Source organism: Pseudomonas sp. FP1742 (genome assembly GCF_030687145.1).
GTDB lineage: Bacteria > Pseudomonadota > Gammaproteobacteria > Pseudomonadales > Pseudomonadaceae > Aquipseudomonas > Aquipseudomonas frederiksbergensis_D.
The window spans coordinates 5,209,084-5,225,732 of the sequence record NZ_CP117460.1 but is presented as its reverse complement, the minus strand read 5'-3'; the positions used below and the strand labels follow the sequence as shown (position 1 = coordinate 5,225,732).

19 protein-coding genes are annotated in these 16,649 nt (G+C 58.2%); 14 read left to right on the top strand and 5 right to left on the bottom strand.

Annotation, left to right across the window (positions count from 1 at the left end; translation table 11 throughout):
* Positions 1 to 83 precede the first annotated feature (83 nt).
* The 3 genes from PSH64_RS23695 to PSH64_RS23685 are packed head-to-tail and all read right to left on the bottom strand — an operon-like array spanning position 84 to position 3,667.
* The gene (locus tag PSH64_RS23695; protein WP_305478880.1) at positions 84 to 665 is read right to left on the bottom strand and encodes a cob(I)yrinic acid a,c-diamide adenosyltransferase; all 582 of its coding nucleotides are present in this window, start codon (positions 663 to 665) and stop codon (positions 84 to 86) included.
* A gap of 2 nt (positions 666 to 667) precedes the next feature.
* Positions 668 to 2,704: an ATP-binding protein gene (locus PSH64_RS23690; protein ID WP_105346623.1), complete on the bottom strand. Its 2,037-nt coding sequence runs from the start codon at positions 2,702 to 2,704 to the stop codon at positions 668 to 670.
* Positions 2,705 to 2,749: 45 nt separating this feature from the next.
* Positions 2,750 to 3,667 (bottom strand): putative 2-dehydropantoate 2-reductase, encoded by a 918-nt coding sequence (locus tag PSH64_RS23685; protein WP_105346620.1) that lies wholly within the window; start codon positions 3,665 to 3,667, stop codon positions 2,750 to 2,752.
* Between the two features lie 140 nt (positions 3,668 to 3,807).
* Between PSH64_RS23685 and PSH64_RS23680 the strand changes: the two genes are divergently transcribed.
* Together PSH64_RS23680 and PSH64_RS23675 are read left to right on the top strand one after the other, a co-directional pair.
* Positions 3,808 to 4,293: a YajQ family cyclic di-GMP-binding protein gene (locus PSH64_RS23680; protein WP_053155306.1), complete on the top strand. Its 486-nt coding sequence runs from the start codon at positions 3,808 to 3,810 to the stop codon at positions 4,291 to 4,293.
* A 136-nt stretch (positions 4,294 to 4,429) separates the two neighbouring features.
* Positions 4,430 to 5,272 carry a mechanosensitive ion channel family protein gene (locus tag PSH64_RS23675; RefSeq protein ID WP_105346617.1) on the top strand — a complete coding sequence of 281 codons (843 nt, stop codon included), beginning with the start codon at positions 4,430 to 4,432 and terminating at the stop codon, positions 5,270 to 5,272.
* 128 nt (positions 5,273 to 5,400) lie between these two features.
* On the opposite strand, the gene PSH64_RS23670 is transcribed toward PSH64_RS23675, so the two are convergent.
* Positions 5,401 to 6,765 (bottom strand): OprD family porin, encoded by a 1,365-nt coding sequence (locus tag PSH64_RS23670; RefSeq protein ID WP_096480967.1) that lies wholly within the window; start codon positions 6,763 to 6,765, stop codon positions 5,401 to 5,403.
* A 560-nt stretch (positions 6,766 to 7,325) separates the two neighbouring features.
* Here PSH64_RS23670 and PSH64_RS23665 point away from each other — a divergent pair.
* From PSH64_RS23665 to PSH64_RS23655, 3 genes are read left to right on the top strand one after another with little or no spacing between them, the layout of a single operon-like run.
* Positions 7,326 to 7,634, top strand: a complete 309-nt coding sequence (locus PSH64_RS23665; RefSeq protein WP_146114710.1) for a hypothetical protein — start codon at positions 7,326 to 7,328, stop codon at positions 7,632 to 7,634.
* A gap of 29 nt (positions 7,635 to 7,663) precedes the next feature.
* On the top strand, positions 7,664 to 8,089 hold the full coding sequence (locus PSH64_RS23660; protein WP_105346615.1) for an HIT domain-containing protein: 426 nt from the start codon (positions 7,664 to 7,666) through the stop codon (positions 8,087 to 8,089).
* A 3-nt stretch (positions 8,090 to 8,092) separates the two neighbouring features.
* A complete protein-coding gene (locus PSH64_RS23655) occupies positions 8,093 to 8,302 on the top strand; it encodes a SlyX family protein (protein ID WP_105346612.1) in 210 nt (69 codons plus the stop codon).
* Between the two features lie 65 nt (positions 8,303 to 8,367).
* On the opposite strand, the gene PSH64_RS23650 is transcribed toward PSH64_RS23655, so the two are convergent.
* Complete coding sequence (locus PSH64_RS23650; protein WP_105346609.1) at positions 8,368 to 8,970, bottom strand: cold-shock protein; 603 nt, start codon at positions 8,968 to 8,970, stop codon at positions 8,368 to 8,370.
* A 463-nt stretch (positions 8,971 to 9,433) separates the two neighbouring features.
* Between PSH64_RS23650 and PSH64_RS23645 the strand changes: the two genes are divergently transcribed.
* The 9 genes from PSH64_RS23645 (at position 9,434) to tolQ (ending at position 16,649) form a co-directional block, all read left to right on the top strand.
* The gene (locus PSH64_RS23645; protein ID WP_305478879.1) at positions 9,434 to 9,772 is read left to right on the top strand and encodes a ribbon-helix-helix domain-containing protein; all 339 of its coding nucleotides are present in this window, start codon (positions 9,434 to 9,436) and stop codon (positions 9,770 to 9,772) included.
* Positions 9,773 to 9,906: 134 nt separating this feature from the next.
* Positions 9,907 to 10,128: an FmdB family zinc ribbon protein gene (locus PSH64_RS23640; protein ID WP_010457489.1), complete on the top strand. Its 222-nt coding sequence runs from the start codon at positions 9,907 to 9,909 to the stop codon at positions 10,126 to 10,128.
* Between the two features lie 122 nt (positions 10,129 to 10,250).
* Positions 10,251 to 12,026 carry an aspartate--tRNA ligase gene (gene aspS, locus PSH64_RS23635; protein WP_105346603.1) on the top strand — a complete coding sequence of 592 codons (1,776 nt, stop codon included), beginning with the start codon at positions 10,251 to 10,253 and terminating at the stop codon, positions 12,024 to 12,026.
* A gap of 120 nt (positions 12,027 to 12,146) precedes the next feature.
* Positions 12,147 to 12,893: a YebC/PmpR family DNA-binding transcriptional regulator gene (locus PSH64_RS23630; RefSeq protein ID WP_105346600.1), complete on the top strand. Its 747-nt coding sequence runs from the start codon at positions 12,147 to 12,149 to the stop codon at positions 12,891 to 12,893.
* 158 nt (positions 12,894 to 13,051) lie between these two features.
* Positions 13,052 to 13,576, top strand: a complete 525-nt coding sequence (gene ruvC / locus PSH64_RS23625; protein ID WP_007897036.1) for a crossover junction endodeoxyribonuclease RuvC — start codon at positions 13,052 to 13,054, stop codon at positions 13,574 to 13,576.
* Positions 13,577 to 13,691: 115 nt separating this feature from the next.
* On the top strand, positions 13,692 to 14,306 hold the full coding sequence (gene ruvA, locus PSH64_RS23620; RefSeq protein WP_105346598.1) for a Holliday junction branch migration protein RuvA: 615 nt from the start codon (positions 13,692 to 13,694) through the stop codon (positions 14,304 to 14,306).
* A complete protein-coding gene (gene ruvB / locus PSH64_RS23615; protein WP_034149142.1) occupies positions 14,307 to 15,368 on the top strand; it encodes a Holliday junction branch migration DNA helicase RuvB in 1,062 nt (353 codons plus the stop codon).
* A gap of 128 nt (positions 15,369 to 15,496) precedes the next feature.
* Positions 15,497 to 15,964, top strand: a complete 468-nt coding sequence (ybgC, locus tag PSH64_RS23610) for a tol-pal system-associated acyl-CoA thioesterase (protein WP_305478877.1) — start codon at positions 15,497 to 15,499, stop codon at positions 15,962 to 15,964.
* A complete protein-coding gene (tolQ, locus tag PSH64_RS23605) occupies positions 15,954 to 16,649 on the top strand; it encodes a protein TolQ (protein ID WP_018926498.1) in 696 nt (231 codons plus the stop codon). Before ybgC ends, tolQ begins: the two co-directional genes overlap by 11 nt.

The window sequence follows — 16,649 nt, the reverse complement described above, 5'->3', positions numbered from 1 at the left end:
CGAGTTGTCCAGACGGATGCGGTCCAATGTGGGAGCGGGCTTGCTCGCGAAGGCTGCTTGTCAGACGAAAAATGTCTTCCTGACTAAACCCCTGGTTTCGCCGCCGCTTGCCAAAGAATCTCGGCAACCCCCTGGCGCTTGGCAATCAACCGTGCCGCCACGAACAACAAATCCGATAACCGATTGATATACGCCAGGCCAACCCCGGCCAGCGGTTCGATCGCATTCAACTGCTGGCAGCGCCGCTCGGCACTGCGCGCCAGGCTGCGGCATACGTGGGCCTGGGCAATCAGCGCCGAGCCGCCGGGCAGAATGAAATTCTCCAGCGGCCCCAGCTCTTCATTCCACACATCGATCGCCGCTTCCAGTCGTTCGATTTCTGCCGTGTTCAGTGCCTGATACACCGGCATCGCCAGTTCGCCGCCGAGGTCGAACAACCGATGCTGGCAGGGCGCCAACACCTCGATGACTTCGTTCAACCCCGGATACGCGTTACTTTCCGTCGCCAACCCGGCCAACAGCACACCCACCTGGCTGTTCAGCGTATCGACTTCGCCGATGGCCTCGATCCGTGGATGGTCCTTGGGCACCCGACGGCCGTCGCCAAGCCCGGTTTCGCCTTTGTCGCCAGTGCGGGTGTAGATCTTCGACAAGCGAAAGCCCATGGTTACCTCGACAGCTGATTGAGTTCTTGAGGGGCCACCGCAGTGCCCGACAGCGGCAGGCGCAAGGTGAAGCAAGTGCCTTGGCCCGGCGTCGATTGCACTTCCATCTGGCCCTTGTGGTTGTTGGTGATGATGAAGTACGAGACCGAGAGCCCAAGGCCGGTGCCCTGACCGATTTCCTTGGTGGTGAAGAACGGCTCGAACGTGCGTTTGCGCACGTTCTCGGTCATGCCGATACCGTTGTCCTCGACCTGAATTTCCGCCCATGGCGGGTTCAGTTTTGTACGCAGGATGATCCGCCCCGGTTCGCGGTCGTCCGGGCGCTGGTGAATGGCTTGCGCGGCATTTTTCAGCAGGTTGAGCAGCACCTGTTCCAGTTCGTTGGCGGTGCCGGGCACCGGGCCCAGTGCCGGATCGAACTGCCGGATGATCGCCTGGCCCTTGAAGTCGAAGCCGATGGCCAGGTCGAAGTCGTTGCCGGCGATTTCCACCGCTTGATCGATCAGCGCCGGCAAATCGCACGGCGCCATCTGTCGAGTGCTGCGGCGGCTGAAGCTGAGCATGTGCGTGACGATTTTCGCCGCCCGGGCGCCGGCCTGTTGAATACCGTCGAGCAGCTGCGGTACTTCACGCGCTTGCAGGTACTTATTGACCGTTTCCAGCTGGATGCCTATTTGCTCGGCCTGTTCGAGGTTTTTCGGCAGGTCGGGTGACAGGCGTCGACGTATGTTTTGTACGTTATGCAGGATCGCGCCCAGCGGGTTGTTGATCTCATGGGCCATGCCGGCGGCGAGGCCGCCGACCGAGAGCATTTTTTCCGACTGCACCATCATTTCTTCCAAGGATAGCCGCTGGGTGATGTCGTCGATCCGGATCACCACGCCGCGTCCGGCGCCGCCCATCAACGGGTAGAACGTCAGGGCGTAATGCCGGGGTTCGTCATCCTTGAGCCAGGTGACGCGTTCGATCTTGGCCACTGTGTGCTGTTCGACGGTTTGCTTGAGCTGCGGCAGGAACGGTTTGAGCGGTTCGAAGGCGAGAAAGATCGGCTGGTTCAAGGCTTCGTCCAGGCGTGTGCCGGACAGCGCGCTGGCTTCCTGATTCCATTGGGTCACGTAGAGCTGCTCATCGAGCGCGATCAGGGCCGATGGCATCGAGTCGATGATGCTGTTGAGGTAGTTCTGGAAACCGGTGAGTTTCTTCTCGATCTTGCTCCGCACCTGAACTTCCAGCTCCAGTTTGCGGTTGGTGTGCCGGGTTTCTTCGGCCAGCCCCTGGGCCTGGTCGTACGCTGCCTGGGAATCGTCGCGAGCTCGCTTGAGCTGCTGTTCGCGGGCTTCGATGCGCGAGAGCATGGTATTGAACGCCTCGGCGAGACTGCCGATTTCATCGTGGTTGCCGCGGGAGGCGCGCAGGGCGTAGTTCTCTTCCCGGGTGACTTGTCGGGACAGTTCTTCGAGCTGGTGGATCGGTTGGGTAATCAGGCGTTTGATCTGCCGGGCGATCACCAGCCACAACAGTACGCTGAAAATCAGAATCCCCAGGCTGGCGGTCAGGGTCCCGGTGTAGAACGCCATCGGCAGCTCGCTGCTGGCCACCAGCAGCAGATGCCCCGGAGCGGTGCCGGGGCGGGGCAGGGTGATCACTTGATTGCTGCGAAATTCCGTGGCTTGCCAGGTTTCCAGTTGCCGGTAGTGATCCGGCAGGCTCAACGCATCGCCATGTTGCAGCTGTGCCAGGCGCTCACCCTTGCCGTCATAGAGCGCTGCCGCACGCAGCGGTGAATAGCTGTTGAGTTCGTTGAGCAGGCGTTCGGCGTTTTGCGGTGACTTCAGGGCGTCGGACACCAGGCTGGGGTTGGACACCAGTCGGCCGATCGTCTGCAGGGCCTGGGGAGCCATGCTTTCCTGGGAGATGTAATACGCGGCGCTGATAAAGGTCAGGTTGGCGACCAGCAAAACGGTGGTCAACAGCACCAGCAGGGCGGCCAGCAATTTCTGGCCGACTGGAAGGTTTTCAAGGCGCTGGCGCAATGGCATCAGGTTTATCGCTGAAAAGGAACAAGTCGCCAGCGTAGCCGCTGCTCAGTCGCTGGGCAATCCAAGGCTGTGCAGATGAGCGATCAAGCGCTGCTGCAATTGATTGAGATGGGGCAGGTTCAACCGATGCCGTGACGCGACTTTGCAGGCATGGCCCAACAGGTAACTGATTTCGGTGCGGCGCTGATTCGCGACGTCCTGGTACATCGAGGAGAAATTGGCGGCGGTGGCCTTGATCACTCGTTCGACTTCTTCCTGAAGGTTTTCGGCCGCTGCCGGCTGACCGCAACGCTCCAGCAGCTCGGTGAGTTCGGCGCACAGAGTGGCGACTTCGCAATGATGCTGCTGCAAACCGCCGTTGCGACACTCGTGCAGCACGGTCAACGGGTTGATCGCACAATTGAGCGCCAGTTTCCGCCACAGCCTGGTGAGGATGTCGGTGCTCCATTCATGGGGAATACCGGCCTCGCTCAAGTCGTCCAGCCAGATCGGCGCCACCGGGTGGCCGGCATCGCCCAGCCAGGTGTAACCATGACCGGCGAATACCACACGCCAGTCGCCATCGCGAAACGCGCCTTCGGTACTGGAGGCAAAGATGCAGCGCGCCTGAGGAACCTGCGCGGCGACCGCGTCCTGACTGCCGAGGCCGTTCTGCAAGAGGATCAATTCGGCGTCCGGTGTCAGGCGGTGGGCGAGCCGGGCCACGGCTGTTACGGCGTCGTAGGCTTTGCAGGCCACCAGCAGACGGCTGATGGGCTCGTCGCCGTCGACTGTTTCAGCGGGCACCGGGTACCGCTGCGCTTGGCCATGTTCGACCAGCGTCAACCCGCCTGCGGCCTGATAGGCCTGCAAGCGTGCCGCGTCCCGCACGATCAGCCTGACCGGCACTGAAGCCCGTGCCAGACGGGTGGCCCACAACGTGCCGAGACTGCCAGCGCCCAAAACATGCCAAGGGGTGGACATCAACTTTTTACTCGGTTTGGCGCTGGCATGTGAGGCTCGCAGTATCGGTTGGAAAAGACCCGTTATAATGAGCCCGATTTTAACCGCAAGCCAAGTGCGCTCCATCGTTATCGAGCGCGCCTTTTTATTGGAGAGATTACATGCCGTCGTTCGACGTGGTATCCGAACTGGACAAACACGAAGTCACCAACGCGGTCGAGAACGCCGTCAAGGAACTCGATCGTCGTTATGACCTGAAAGGCAAGGGCAGCTTCGAGTTCAAGGAAAAGGACCTGACCGTCAACCTGACCGCGGAAGCCGATTTCCAGCTCGAAGCGATGATCGAGATCCTCAAGCTGGCCCTGGTCAAGCGCAAGATCGACGTGCAGTGCCTTGAGGTCAAGGATGCCTTCGCGTCGGGCAAGTTGATGAAGCAGGAAGCGGTGCTCAAGGAAGGCATCGACAAAGAGCTGGCGAAGAAAATCGTCGCTCACGTCAAAGACGCCAAGCTCAAGGTCCAGGCTGCCATTCAGGGTGAGCAGGTGCGCATCACCGGCAAGAAGCGTGACGACTTGCAGGAAGCCATCGCCGCTCTGCGCGCCAAGGAATTCGGCATGCCGCTGCAGTTCAATAACTTCCGCGACTGAAGTTTCAAGCGGGAACCTCTCGGTGTTTTCGACGTCCGAGGCCCAAGCAACGGCAGAAACGATCGGGCCTTACGGGTTCGGTCTTTCTGCCGCTCATTTTTCGCGTGCCGGGTAGCCGGAAATCAGGAGAAAGAAGATGGATTTGAATGCTGAAGTGGACAACCTGGTCAAGGCGTCTCAAGCCTGGATTCCGATGATCATGGAATACGGCAGTCGCGTGCTGCTGGCGGTGATCACCCTGGCCGTCGGCTGGTGGCTGATCAACAAGGTCACGCAAAAACTGGGCGGCCTGCTGGCGTTGCGCAACGCCGACCTGGCGCTGCAAGGCTTCATCAGCAGCCTGGCGAACATCATCCTCAAGGTGCTGCTGATCGTCAGCGTGGCGTCGATGATCGGTGTGGAAACCACCTCATTCGTTGCGGCTATCGGTGCGGCCGGCCTGGCCATCGGTTTGGCGCTGCAGGGCAGCCTGGCGAACTTCGCCGGCGGCGTGCTGATTCTGTTGTTCCGTCCGTTCCGTATCGGTGACTGGATCGAAGCCCAAGGTGTTGCCGGTACTGTCGACAGCATCCAGATCTTCCACACCGTGCTGCGTACCGGCGATAACAAAACCATCATCGTGCCCAACGGTAATCTGTCGAACGGCATTATCACCAACACTAACCGTCAGCCGACCCGCAAAGTGGTTTTTGATGTGGGTGTGGATTACGAGGCGGACTTGCAGAAGGCCCGTGAAGTGTTGCTGGAACTGGCCAAGGATCCGCGAGTGTTGACTGAGCCGGCACCGGAAGCGGTGATTTCCACACTGGGCGACAGTTCGATCACTGTTTCTCTGCGGGTGTGGGTGAAGACTGCCGACTACTGGAATGTGATGTTCATGTTTAACGAGCAATCGCGTGATCGCTTGAAGAATGCCGGTATCGATATTCCGTTTCCGCAGCGGGTTATTCGCGTGGTGCAGGAGTCTGCAACGGTTTAATGATCGGTCTGTCAACTAATGTCTGACCATTTGGTCAGGCATTTCGCAAGACCTAGTGCTGTAGCCAATAAAAAAGGCCCATCCGAAGATGGGCCTTTTTTTGATTACCGCGAACTGGCTTTCGGCAATTACAGAACCGAAATCGGGTAGTCGACGATCAGGCGGAACTCTTTGATATCGCCTTCACCTTCGTCGGCGTTAGCGTAGTGCCATGCTTGACGAATGCGGAAGGAAAGATCTTTTGCCGGGCCAGACTGAACAACATACTTGGCTTCGAAGTTGGTTTCGTTGTGCTTGCCGTCTTCACCGTAAAGCGGGTCACCGGTACGGGTACGGTACTGGCTATTGGCAGCAAGACCAGTGCCGTCAATGTCCCAACCTTTCACGTAACGGGTCATGAAGCTCAGACCTGGAACACCGTACTCGGCCATTTTCAGGTCGTAGCGAATCTGAGCAGATTTCTCGCCAGGAGCGTTGAAGTCAGAGTACTGGATGGAGTTAGCGAGGAAGATCGAGTCGCCGCCGCGGTTGTTTTTGCCCACACCGATGTAGTCGAACGGAGTGTCACCGTTGACCTTCTGGAAGGCGACGGTAATGGTGTGCGCTTTCAGGAAGGAGAAAGCGGCTGCCAGGGAGTAGGCAGTGTTGCTGATGTCACCAGCCTTGGCGCTGCCGGTATCGGTAGTACGGTAGATGTTACCGTCCAGATTCAGCGACTCGGTACCACCCATTGGGATGGTGTAGTTCAGGTTGGCGTAGTACTGGTTCCAGATGTCTTCCAGCTTGGCGCCGTACAGAGAAGCGCTCAGGTTGTCGGTGATGCCATACTTGCCACCGAAGTAGTCGATAGAGTTGGCTTCGACGCCTGCGTAGGTTGCATACAGACCGCCGTCACGACCGTTTTTGTCCTGGCTGGTACCCGAGTAGAAGTGACCGGCTTCGAGGTCAAGGTCTTTGACTTCACTGCTCTGCAGTTGGAAACCGCTGGCAGTTTGAGGAAGGACGCGGGAACCGCCAACAGCGAACACTGGAGCAGTGCTTGGCTGCATGTCACCGACTTTCAGCTCGGTTTTGGAGATGCGGAATTTAACCGCAGCACCGGCTTTGCCCTGGCTGTCGTTGACGTCGTGGGCATAACCGTTGGCCTTAACGGTGTCGCTACGGCTCATGTTGCCCGTACCGGAGGTGCCATCACCGCCATCCAGTTTGACGGCCAGGTAACCGAACGCATCAACGCCAACGCCAACAGTACCTTGGGTGTAACCGGAGCTGAAATTGCCCCAAAAGCCCTGGGTCCAGTCTTTTTGGTCGTGAGCGCCATCTTTGTTGTCACGGTTGAAGTAATAGTTGCGAAGCAGCAAGTTTAGCTTGGCGTCTTCAACAAAACCTTTGGCTTCAGCCTGGTCACTTACGAAAGGTGCGGCCGTAGCCAATTGAGTACTGGCTGCTGCAGCAACTGCCAGTGCGATCATGCTCCACTTCATCACGCGCATCGTGATTTGCTCCTTTGGTTTTAGAAGAGTACTGCCGTCCCACCTGTTTTATTATCTGGGCGGCTCTTTCTTTTTGTGTCGGCGCAAACTTATATCACGCCGACCCTATTGGCGATACTTGCACATCTAACCTTTCAGCTTCTTTACGACCCTGTCGCAAATGGCTGGGTAGATGTCGCAAATTCACAGTCCCGACGCAATCGGACTGACAACTTCAGCGCTGTTTTCCAGGGCTTGAGCATCGGTAAATAAGAGTCCCTGGTCCTGCACTTGAATCTCCATCGGGCAACCCTGCCACTGTTTTTATTGGTCTTAAGGCTTCCACTTCCAGTGGAGCACTTATAGACGATACGGGGGTGAATGCAACAAGCGTGCACAAACCGGAATTCTGTTGCTGTTTTTTTCCGCAGGCCTGTCTGTTGCTGTAAAAACCTCATAAAACCGGGGGGTACAAGCTCATTTGGTGTGGGCTTGACGCCATGCTTTGCATCGTGGTTACCACATCGAAGCGGCGGGGGTGACAACCAAAAACGTTACCGGTTCACCCCGCCAGTGAGTAATTGGCGGATGCTGACGCACTGAGCGTAGACGCGTTGTGCGGTTTTGGTGCAAAAAATTTTATTTCCTGTACTGAATTCACACATTGCGGCTTTGTCGTGGATTCGAGCAGCGCATTGTTTATTGGTCATTTCGGCACTTTTTCCATGACGGCCAGCTCTGTCATGGTGCGTCACGGATCAGAATGGTTCATGTCGGGGCGGCTGGAGGCCGGTGCAGCCCGGTACTTCGTCGTGATGCGCGTGGCGTTCGCAGGTATGCTGCCGTCCTGTCGCTTGGCGCGCCGACTTTCGGTATGGGCGCTAAGCTGAAAAAAGATGACCAGACGGGAGTGTGCGCTGTGTTCGCTTTAGATCCACGACTTCAACAAGACACGTTGCCAATCGGCGATTTCCCGCTCTGCCGGTTGCTGCTGTCCAATGATTCGAACTACCCCTGGTTCATCCTCGTGCCACGCCGCGAGGATATCAGTGAAATATTTCAGCTCGATGGCGCAGATCAACAGCAGTTGTGGCGCGAAACGACGGAGCTGGCGGAAATCCTCAAGGACTCGTTCGACGCGGACAAGTTGAACGTCGCGACCCTGGGTAACGTCGTCAGTCAGTTGCACATGCATGTGATTGTGCGCAAGCGTGAGGATGCCGCCTGGCCAGCCCCGGTCTGGGGAAAGCAGGAGGCCAAACCATACAGCCCAGAGCAGATCGCGACGATTCGCGAACGACTGCGTCTGGTGTTGACCGATGATTTCACGTTTCTGGAGGGTTGAGTCATGAGCCTGGAAGAGCGCGTTACCGATCTGGAAAGCCAGTTGGCGTTTCAGGATGACACCATCCAGACATTGAATGATGTGCTGGCGGCGCAGCAGCGGATGGTCGAACGTCTGCAATTGCAAATGGCGGCATTGCTCAAGCGGCAGGAAGAAATGGCCGGCCAGTTTGCGACCCTTGAAGAAGAAGAGGCACCACCGCCCCATTACTAAGAGCCAGGCAATAAAAAACCGCGAACAGCCAAGCTGGCTGTCCGCGGTTTTTTTTCAGCCTTTAATCAGCGACGCGGCAGTGCGGCGATCACATCTTCGGCTTGCAGGCCTTTGTCACGATTCATGACAGAGAACTCCACGCGCTGGCCTTCGACCAGAACACGGTGGCCTTCACCGCGAATCGCCCGGAAATGCACGAAAATATCATCGCCGGAGTCACGGGAAATAAAGCCGAAGCCTTTGGAAGTGTTGAACCATTTGACGGTGCCAGTATCGCGGTTGCTCATGTCGTAGCTTGGCGAGGCGGCGGCCGGTGAAGATTTGTAGAAGCTGATGGCCAGGTGCAGAAGAACGGCGATCAGGGCAACGACCAGGCTGAACAGAACGGCAGGTTGACCGGCGATGACAGGCATCGGGGCGATCAGTGTCAGGGTTTGCAGCACGACAGCCAGCACCAGCAAAGCGCTGACCAGGTTTTGCAACTGATGACGTGGACCTTTGTTCCAGTAAGGGATAACAGGCGCGAGGGTGAGGTTGAGCAAGCCCAGAAAGGCCAGGTACAGCGCATCGGGTTGTTGCAGGTAAGGTACCGCTTCGGATCGCAGGCTAGGGATGAAGGACAGCAGCAAGGCTGCTGCGCCCATTAGCAGGTGGACGATTTTCAACATTTTGATTAACTCACGTTAAGACGGATCACAAGGAAGAGCTGATAGAGCACGGTTCGCTTCAGAACAATAAGAGGCGTTGGGCACGTACCTGATATCAGCCTATGCGCAGCCCCCGGAAAATAGGCGGTAGCGACACACTGCCTATTTAACAGCAAAGCCCTCGGCTACTCAAATCAGGCGGTCCGGCGGTGCTTCCATTGGCACATGCGCGGGCGACGCTTGCCGAATGTTGTTCGCGCGTGGTGTTTTCGAGGTCTTTTTCCTTCTCGTTGCGTGACGTTGCGTCAGCTTTTGTAGGAAATCGTCCGGCCTAGGACGAGCTCCATGATCGCCCCTCCGTTGTTGGCTTATCCTACGTTGATGGTCATAAAGTCGTCTGGATATACCGTTGCGCCTGCGCTTTTATAAGGAAACAGAATATGGCTTTCAAAAGCAGCAAGGATGACAAAGGAGTGTCAACGGTATGGTTCATGAAGACAGACAAGGCGAGGGGAGGATCGGTCCATTCAAGGATATAAGGATTGATTCACTTGTCAGCGAATTCGATATGGGGCTGGCCCAGCCCTTGTCCCGGTCAGTGCGTTTGAATGGCTTTGCGACCTGTTTGCGGCTTGAACAGGTCTATTGGGATATTTTGGGTGATATGGCCAAGGTCAACTGCTGCTCGGTCAATGCGCTGCTGTCCCATGTGGACCGCGAGGTGCATTTGCGCCATGGCGGGGTGAAGAACTTCACCGGGCTGGTACGGGTTGTGTGCGTCGTGCACAGCCTGAAGGAGGGTAGCTGCCTCATCATGGCTTAGCGGTGGGGCGGATGGAGTCGAGTGCGGTCTGTGCAGTCTTACGGCTGCACAGGCAGCATTTAATGGATATAATCCCGCTCTTTGCCGCAAAGCCCAGCGTGCGCGGTAGCAATCTGATCGCCGAGACAACCCCCATGCCGATGTACGACTACCAATGTGCTTCCTGTGGTCATCAGTTGGAAGCCATTCAAAAGATCAGCGCAGCACCGCTGGTCGACTGCCCTGCCTGCCAGGCGCCAGAGCTTAAAAAGATGCTGTCCATGCCCGGTTTCCGCCTCAGTGGCACCGGCTGGTACGAAACCGACTTCAAGACCGGTTCCAAGAAAAATCTGGCCGGTGGCGACAAAGCTGACTAGGGTCTAGCGCCCGGGTTGAACGACACGCGCGAGCTCTTGCATCATCTGGCACCTTATTCAAGTGTGGTGGTGCGGCAAGGCCTCCAACCGAATTTCGAATTACGAGAAGTGAAACCACTACCATGATGCGCAGCCATTATTGCGGCCAACTGAACGAAAGCCTGGAAGGCCAGGAAGTTACCCTTTGCGGATGGGTCCACCGTCGCCGTGACCATGGCGGGGTGATTTTCCTCGATATCCGTGATCGTGACGGTCTGGCCCAGGTGGTGTTCGATCCGGACCGCGCCGAGAGCTTCGCCGCCGCCGATCGCGTGCGCAGCGAGTACGTCGTGAAGATCACCGGCAAGGTTCGCCTGCGTCCGGCCGGTGCAACCAACGCCAACATGGCGTCGGGCATGATCGAGGTCCTGGGCTACGAGCTGGAAGTGCTGAACGAATCGGAAACCCCGCCGTTCCCGCTGAACGAGTTCTCCGACGTTGGCGAAGAAACCCGCCTGCGTTATCGCTTCCTTGATCTGCGTCGCCCTGAAATGGCCGAGAAGCTGCGTCTGCGTTCGCGCATGACCACCAGCATCCGCCGCTATCTGGACGAGAACGGTTTCCTCGACGTCGAAACGCCGATCCTGACCCGTGCTACCCCCGAAGGCGCGCGTGACTATCTGGTGCCGAGCCGTACTCACGCCGGTTCGTTCTTCGCCTTGCCGCAATCGCCTCAGCTGTTCAAGCAGCTGCTGATGGTGGCCGGCTTCGACCGCTACTACCAGATCGCCAAGTGCTTCCGCGACGAAGACCTGCGTGCCGATCGTCAGCCTGAATTCACCCAGATCGACATCGAAACCAGCTTCCTCGATGAAAAAGACATCATGGGCCTGACCGAAGGCATGATCCGCAACCTGTTCAAGGAAGTGCTGGGTCTGGAGTTCGGCGAATTCCCGCACATGACCTTCGAAGAAGCCATGCGCCGCTACGGTTCCGACAAGCCAGACCTGCGTAACCCGCTGGAACTGGTGGACGTTGCCGACCAGCTCAAGGAAGTCGACTTCAAGGTGTTCAGTGGCCCGGCCAATGACCCGAAATGCCGTATCGCCGCCTTGCGCGTTCCAGGCGGGGCGAGCATGCCGCGCAAGCAGATCGACGATTACACCAAGTTCGTCGGCATCTACGGTGCCAAGGGCCTGGCGTACATCAAGGTCAACGAGCGTGCCGCCGGTGTTGAAGGTCTGCAGTCGCCGATCGTGAAGAACATCCCGGAAGCCAACCTGAATGTGATCCTCGATCGCGTGGGTGCGGTCGATGGCGACATCGTGTTCTTCGGCGCCGACAAAGCCAAGATCGTCAGCGAAGCCCTGGGCGCGCTGCGGATCAAGCTGGGCCATGACCTCGAGCTGCTGACCTGCAAGTGGGCGCCGATGTGGGTCGTCGACTTCCCGATGTTCGAAGAGAACGACGACGGCAGCTTCAGCGCCTTGCACCACCCATTCACCGCGCCGAAGTGCACTCCTGAAGAGCTGGAAGCCAACCCGGCTGGCGCTTTGTCCCGTGCCTACGACATGGTCCTGAACGGCACCGAGCTGGGTGGCGGTTCGATCCGTATCCACCGCAAGGAAATGCAGCAATCGGTCTTCCGTCTGCTGGGTATCAATGAAGCGGAACAGGAAGAGAAATTCGGCTTCCTGCTCGACGCCCTGAAATACGGCGCGCCGCCGCACGGTGGTCTGGCCTTCGGTCTGGACCGTCTGGTGATGCTGATGACCGGCGCCCAGTCGATCCGTGAAGTGATCGCCTTCCCGAAAACCCAGAGTGCTGCGGACGTGATGACGCAGGCTCCAGGCGTGGTAGATGCCAAGGCGCTGCGCGAATTGCACATTCGTCTGCGCGAAGCACCAAAGGCAGAGTAAAGCTGACCGCAAAGGCGCATCCTTTTGGGATGCGCCTTTTCTTTAGGTCGAGATTTTTTGTTGCTGGCCCACACTCCCTGTGTGGCGGGCGATGTTTCAAAGAGAAATTCGGAGCGAGTTATGGCGGGTCATTCCAAGTGGGCGAACATCAAGCACCGCAAAGAACGTCAGGATGCCAAGAAGGGCAAGATTTTCACCAAGTGGATTCGTGAACTGACGGTCGCTGCCCGTCAGGGCGGAGCTGATCCGGGCTCCAACCCGCGCCTGCGCCTGGCGCTGGATAAAGCGCTGGGTGCGAATATGAGCCGTGACATCATCGACCGCGCGGTGGCCCGTGGTGCCGGCGCTGCCGATACCGATGACATGGTCGAACTGACCTACGAAGGTTACGGTCCGGGCGGCGTGGCGGTGATGGTCGAATGCATGACAGACAACCGTAACCGCACCGCAGCCGCTGTTCGCCACGCGTTCAGCAAGTGCGGCGGCAACCTCGGCACCGACGGTTCGGTGGCTTATCTGTTCGAACGCAAAGGGCAGATTTCCTTCGCCCCGGGGGTTGATGAAGACGCGCTGATGGAAGCGGCCATGGAAGCCGACGCCGATGACGTGGTGACCAACGAAGACGGCTCCATCGACGTGTTCACCTCGTTCGCCGGTTTCTACTCGGTGCGTAACGCGCTGGAAGCGGCAGGTTTCAAGGGTGATGACGCGGAAATCGTCATGTTGCCGACCACCAGTGCCGAACTGGATCTGGAAGGCGCCGAGAAGATCCTCAAGCTGATCGATATGCTCGAAGACCTTGATGACGTGCAGAACGTGTATTCCAACGCGGATATCCCGGAAGCGGTGGCCGCGCAGCTCGGTTAAGGGCGACTAAAGTTCATTGTGGGAGCTGGCTTGCCTGCGATGGCGGTGTGTCAGGCTGCATCATTGTTTGATGAGCCTGGGTCATCGCAGGCAAGCCAGCTCCCACATTTGTTATTCGCTGTCTTGAATAATGTGCTCTTACCTAACCCGCAGGCGTTATGACTTTAATTCTTGGAATTGACCCCGGTTCACGTATCACCGGTTATGGCGTGGTACGTGATACCGGGCGGGGCTGCGTGTACGTGGCGTCGGGCTGCATTCGTACGGGTTCCGGCGAGCTGCACGAGCGCCTGCAAATCGTCTATCGGGGCGTGCGCGAAGTCATTCAGACCTATGGTCCGGTGACCATGGGCATCGAAAAAGTCTTCATGGCCCGCAACGCCGACTCGGCCCTCAAGCTCGGCCAGGCCCGTGGCGCAGCCATCGTGGCCGGAGCCGAAGAAAGCCTGGAAATCGCTGAATACACCGCGACCCAGGTCAAGCAAGCGGTGACCGGCACCGGCGGGGCGAACAAGGAACAAGTGCAGATGATGGTCATGCACATGTTGAAGCTGACCAGCAAGCCGCAAATCGATGCCTCGGATGCCCTGGCCATCGCGATTTGCCATGCTCACACCCGTTCCAGCCTGTTGCCCCATGGTCTGGGCACGGCACGCAGTCGTGGCGGGCGCCTGCGTCTCTGATAGCATCAGCAATCATTTTTTGTGGAATGAGGGTTTTGCGCCTGTGTTGTCGGCGCAAAACCCTTGTTCTGTCAGTCGCCAGCACTGATCTGGCCAACGCTCAAGGATCTGAAACGTGATTGGACGCTTGCGCGGCACTTTGGCTGAAAAACAGCCGCCGCACCTGATTCTGGATGTAAACGGTCTGGGGTATGAGCTGGAAGTGCCCATGACCACGCTTTATCGCTTGCCGTCGGTCGGTGAACCGCTGACCTTGCACACCCATTTGGTCGTACGCGAAGACGCGCAGTTACTCTATGGCTTCTTCGGCAAGCGTGAGCGAGACTTTTTTCGCGAACTGATCCGTCTCAATGGGGTAGGGCCGAAACTGGCGTTGGCCTTGATGTCGAGCCTGGAGGTCGACGAACTGGTTCGTTGCGTGCAGTCTCAGGATACTTCGGCGTTGACCAAGGTGCCGGGCGTTGGCAAGAAGACCGCCGAGCGTTTGCTGGTGGAGCTCAAGGATCGCTTCAAGGCCTGGGAAACCGTGCCGGCGATGTTCGCGTTGGTGCCAAACCAGCCGGGTGGGCCAGATATGCCTCCGGTCGCTACCGCCGAAAATGACGCGGTCAGCGCGCTGATTTCCCTGGGTTACAAGCCGCAGGAAGCCAGCAAGGCGATTTCTGCGATCAAGGAGAAAGGTTTGAGCAGTGAAGACATGATTCGTCGTGCCCTGAAGGGAATGATCTAAGTGATTGAAGCTGATCGTCTGATCGCCGCCACGGGTGGACCCCGTGACCGCGAGGAAGTCCAGGACCGGGCGATTCGTCCCGTCAGCCTGGCCGAATACATCGGCCAGCCAACCGTTCGCGAGCAAATGGAGTTGTTCATCCAGGCCGCGCGCGGGCGCAATGAATCGCTCGATCACACCCTGATTTTCGGCCCGCCGGGCCTGGGTAAAACCACCCTGGCCAATATCATTGCCCAGGAAATGGGCGTGTCGATCAAAAGCACTTCGGGGCCGGTCCTTGAGCGTCCGGGTGACCTGGCGGCGTTGCTGACCAACCTTGAGCCCCATGATGTGCTGTTCATCGACGAGATCCATCGGTTGTCGCCGATCGTCGAAGAGGTGCTGTACCCGGCCATGGAAGATTTCCAGCTCGACATCATGATTGGCGAAGGGCCGGCCGCCCGCTCGATCAAACTCGACCTGCCGCCGTTTACCCTGGTCGGCGCAACCACCCGTGCCGGCATGCTGACCAACCCGTTGCGCGACCGTTTCGGGATCGTCCAGCGCCTGGAGTTCTACAGCACCGCCGACCTGGCAACGATTGTCAGCCGTTCGGCCAATATTCTCGGTTTACCGCTGGACCCGGAAGGCGCCTTTGAAATCGCCCGCCGTGCCCGTGGCACACCGCGGATCGCCAACCGCTTGCTGCGCCGGGTCCGGGATTTCGCCGAGGTCCGAGCCAAAGGCCACATCACCAAGCCCATCGCCGACCTGGCCTTGAACCTGCTGGATGTCGACGAGCGTGGTTTCGACCACCAGGACCGACGTTTACTGTTGACCATGATCGAGAAGTTCGACGGTGGGCCGGTGGGGGTGGACAGCCTGGCCGCTGCAATCAGTGAAGAACGCCACACCATTGAAGATGTGCTGGAGCCGTACCTGATCCAGCAGGGCTACATCATGCGTACTCCACGGGGGCGAGTGGTGACGCGGCATGCGTATCTGCATTTCGGTTTAAACATCCCGTCACGATTGGGTGAGATGCCCGTGGTAGACGAGTTCCTCGATGCCGTGGACGATTAATCAACTTTTGCGTGCTGATTTATTCGGGGTTTGTGCTGTCTCAGGACGGTGCTTTCGCCGGAAAGCCGCGAATCAATGAAAAACAGTTGCCTGGCCGGATTGGCAACCCGAGGAGTAAGCACTAGAGTATGCGCGCGCAAAACGGGCTTGAGCCGTTCGCACATCGTTGTCGCGTTTATTACGAGGACACCGATGCCGGCGGCATCGTGTATTACGTCAATTACCTCAAGTTTATGGAACGGGCTCGAACCGAGCGGCTCCGGGAGCTGGGCTTTGCCCAGTCGGCGCTGGCAGGGGAGGACCTGTTGTTCGTCGTGCATTCCAGCGAAGCGCGTTACCACGCGCCGGCGCGACTGGACGACGAACTGCTGGTAAGTGCTGAGGTGATTGAGTTGAACCGGGTCAGCCTGCGCTTCAAACAGCAGGTCAGGCGGGCTACGGATAATGTGCTGCTCTGCGAAGGGCAGTTTCTGGTGGCCTGTGTGCGCACTAACAGTTTGAAACCCCGGGCCATTCCCGAAACTCTACGTGCGGCCTTCGCCGACGTGAGCGGCGCGGGTACACACTTAAAGCAGGAGATAAAGCGTGGAAGCTAACGTCGTCGACCATTCCTCCATGTGGAGCCTGGTCAGCAATGCCAGTGTCGTGGTGCAACTGGTAATGCTGATCCTGGTAGCCGCATCGGTGACCTCGTGGATCATGATCTTTCAGCGCAGCAACTTGCTGCGCGCCGGTCGACGTGCCCTAGAGAGCTTTGAAGAGCGCTTCTGGTCCGGTATCGACCTGTCCAAACTCTACCGTCAGGCCGGCAGCAACCCTGATCCGGATTCCGGCGTCGAGCAAATCTTCCGTGCCGGCTTCAAGGAATTCTCCCGTCTGCGTCAGCAGTCGGGCGTTGATCCGGAAGCGGTCATGGAAGGCGTGGCGCGTGCCATGCGCGTAGCCATCTCCCGCGAGGAAGAAAAACTCGAGCAGAGCCTGCCGTTCCTCGCCACCGTCGGTTCCGTCAGCCCGTACATCGGTCTGTTCGGTACAGTCTGGGGCATCATGAACTCCTTCCGTGGTCTGGCGACCGCCCAGCAAGCGACCTTGGCCACTGTGGCTCCAGGTATCGCCGAAGCACTGGTTGCTACCGCGATCGGTCTGTTTGCCGCCATTCCGGCCGTTATCGCCTACAACCGTTTTGCTGCCCGCAGCGAAACCCTGCTGGGCCGCTATTACACCTTCGCCGATGAATTCCAGGCGATCCTGCACCGCAAAGTGCACACCAGCGAAGAATAA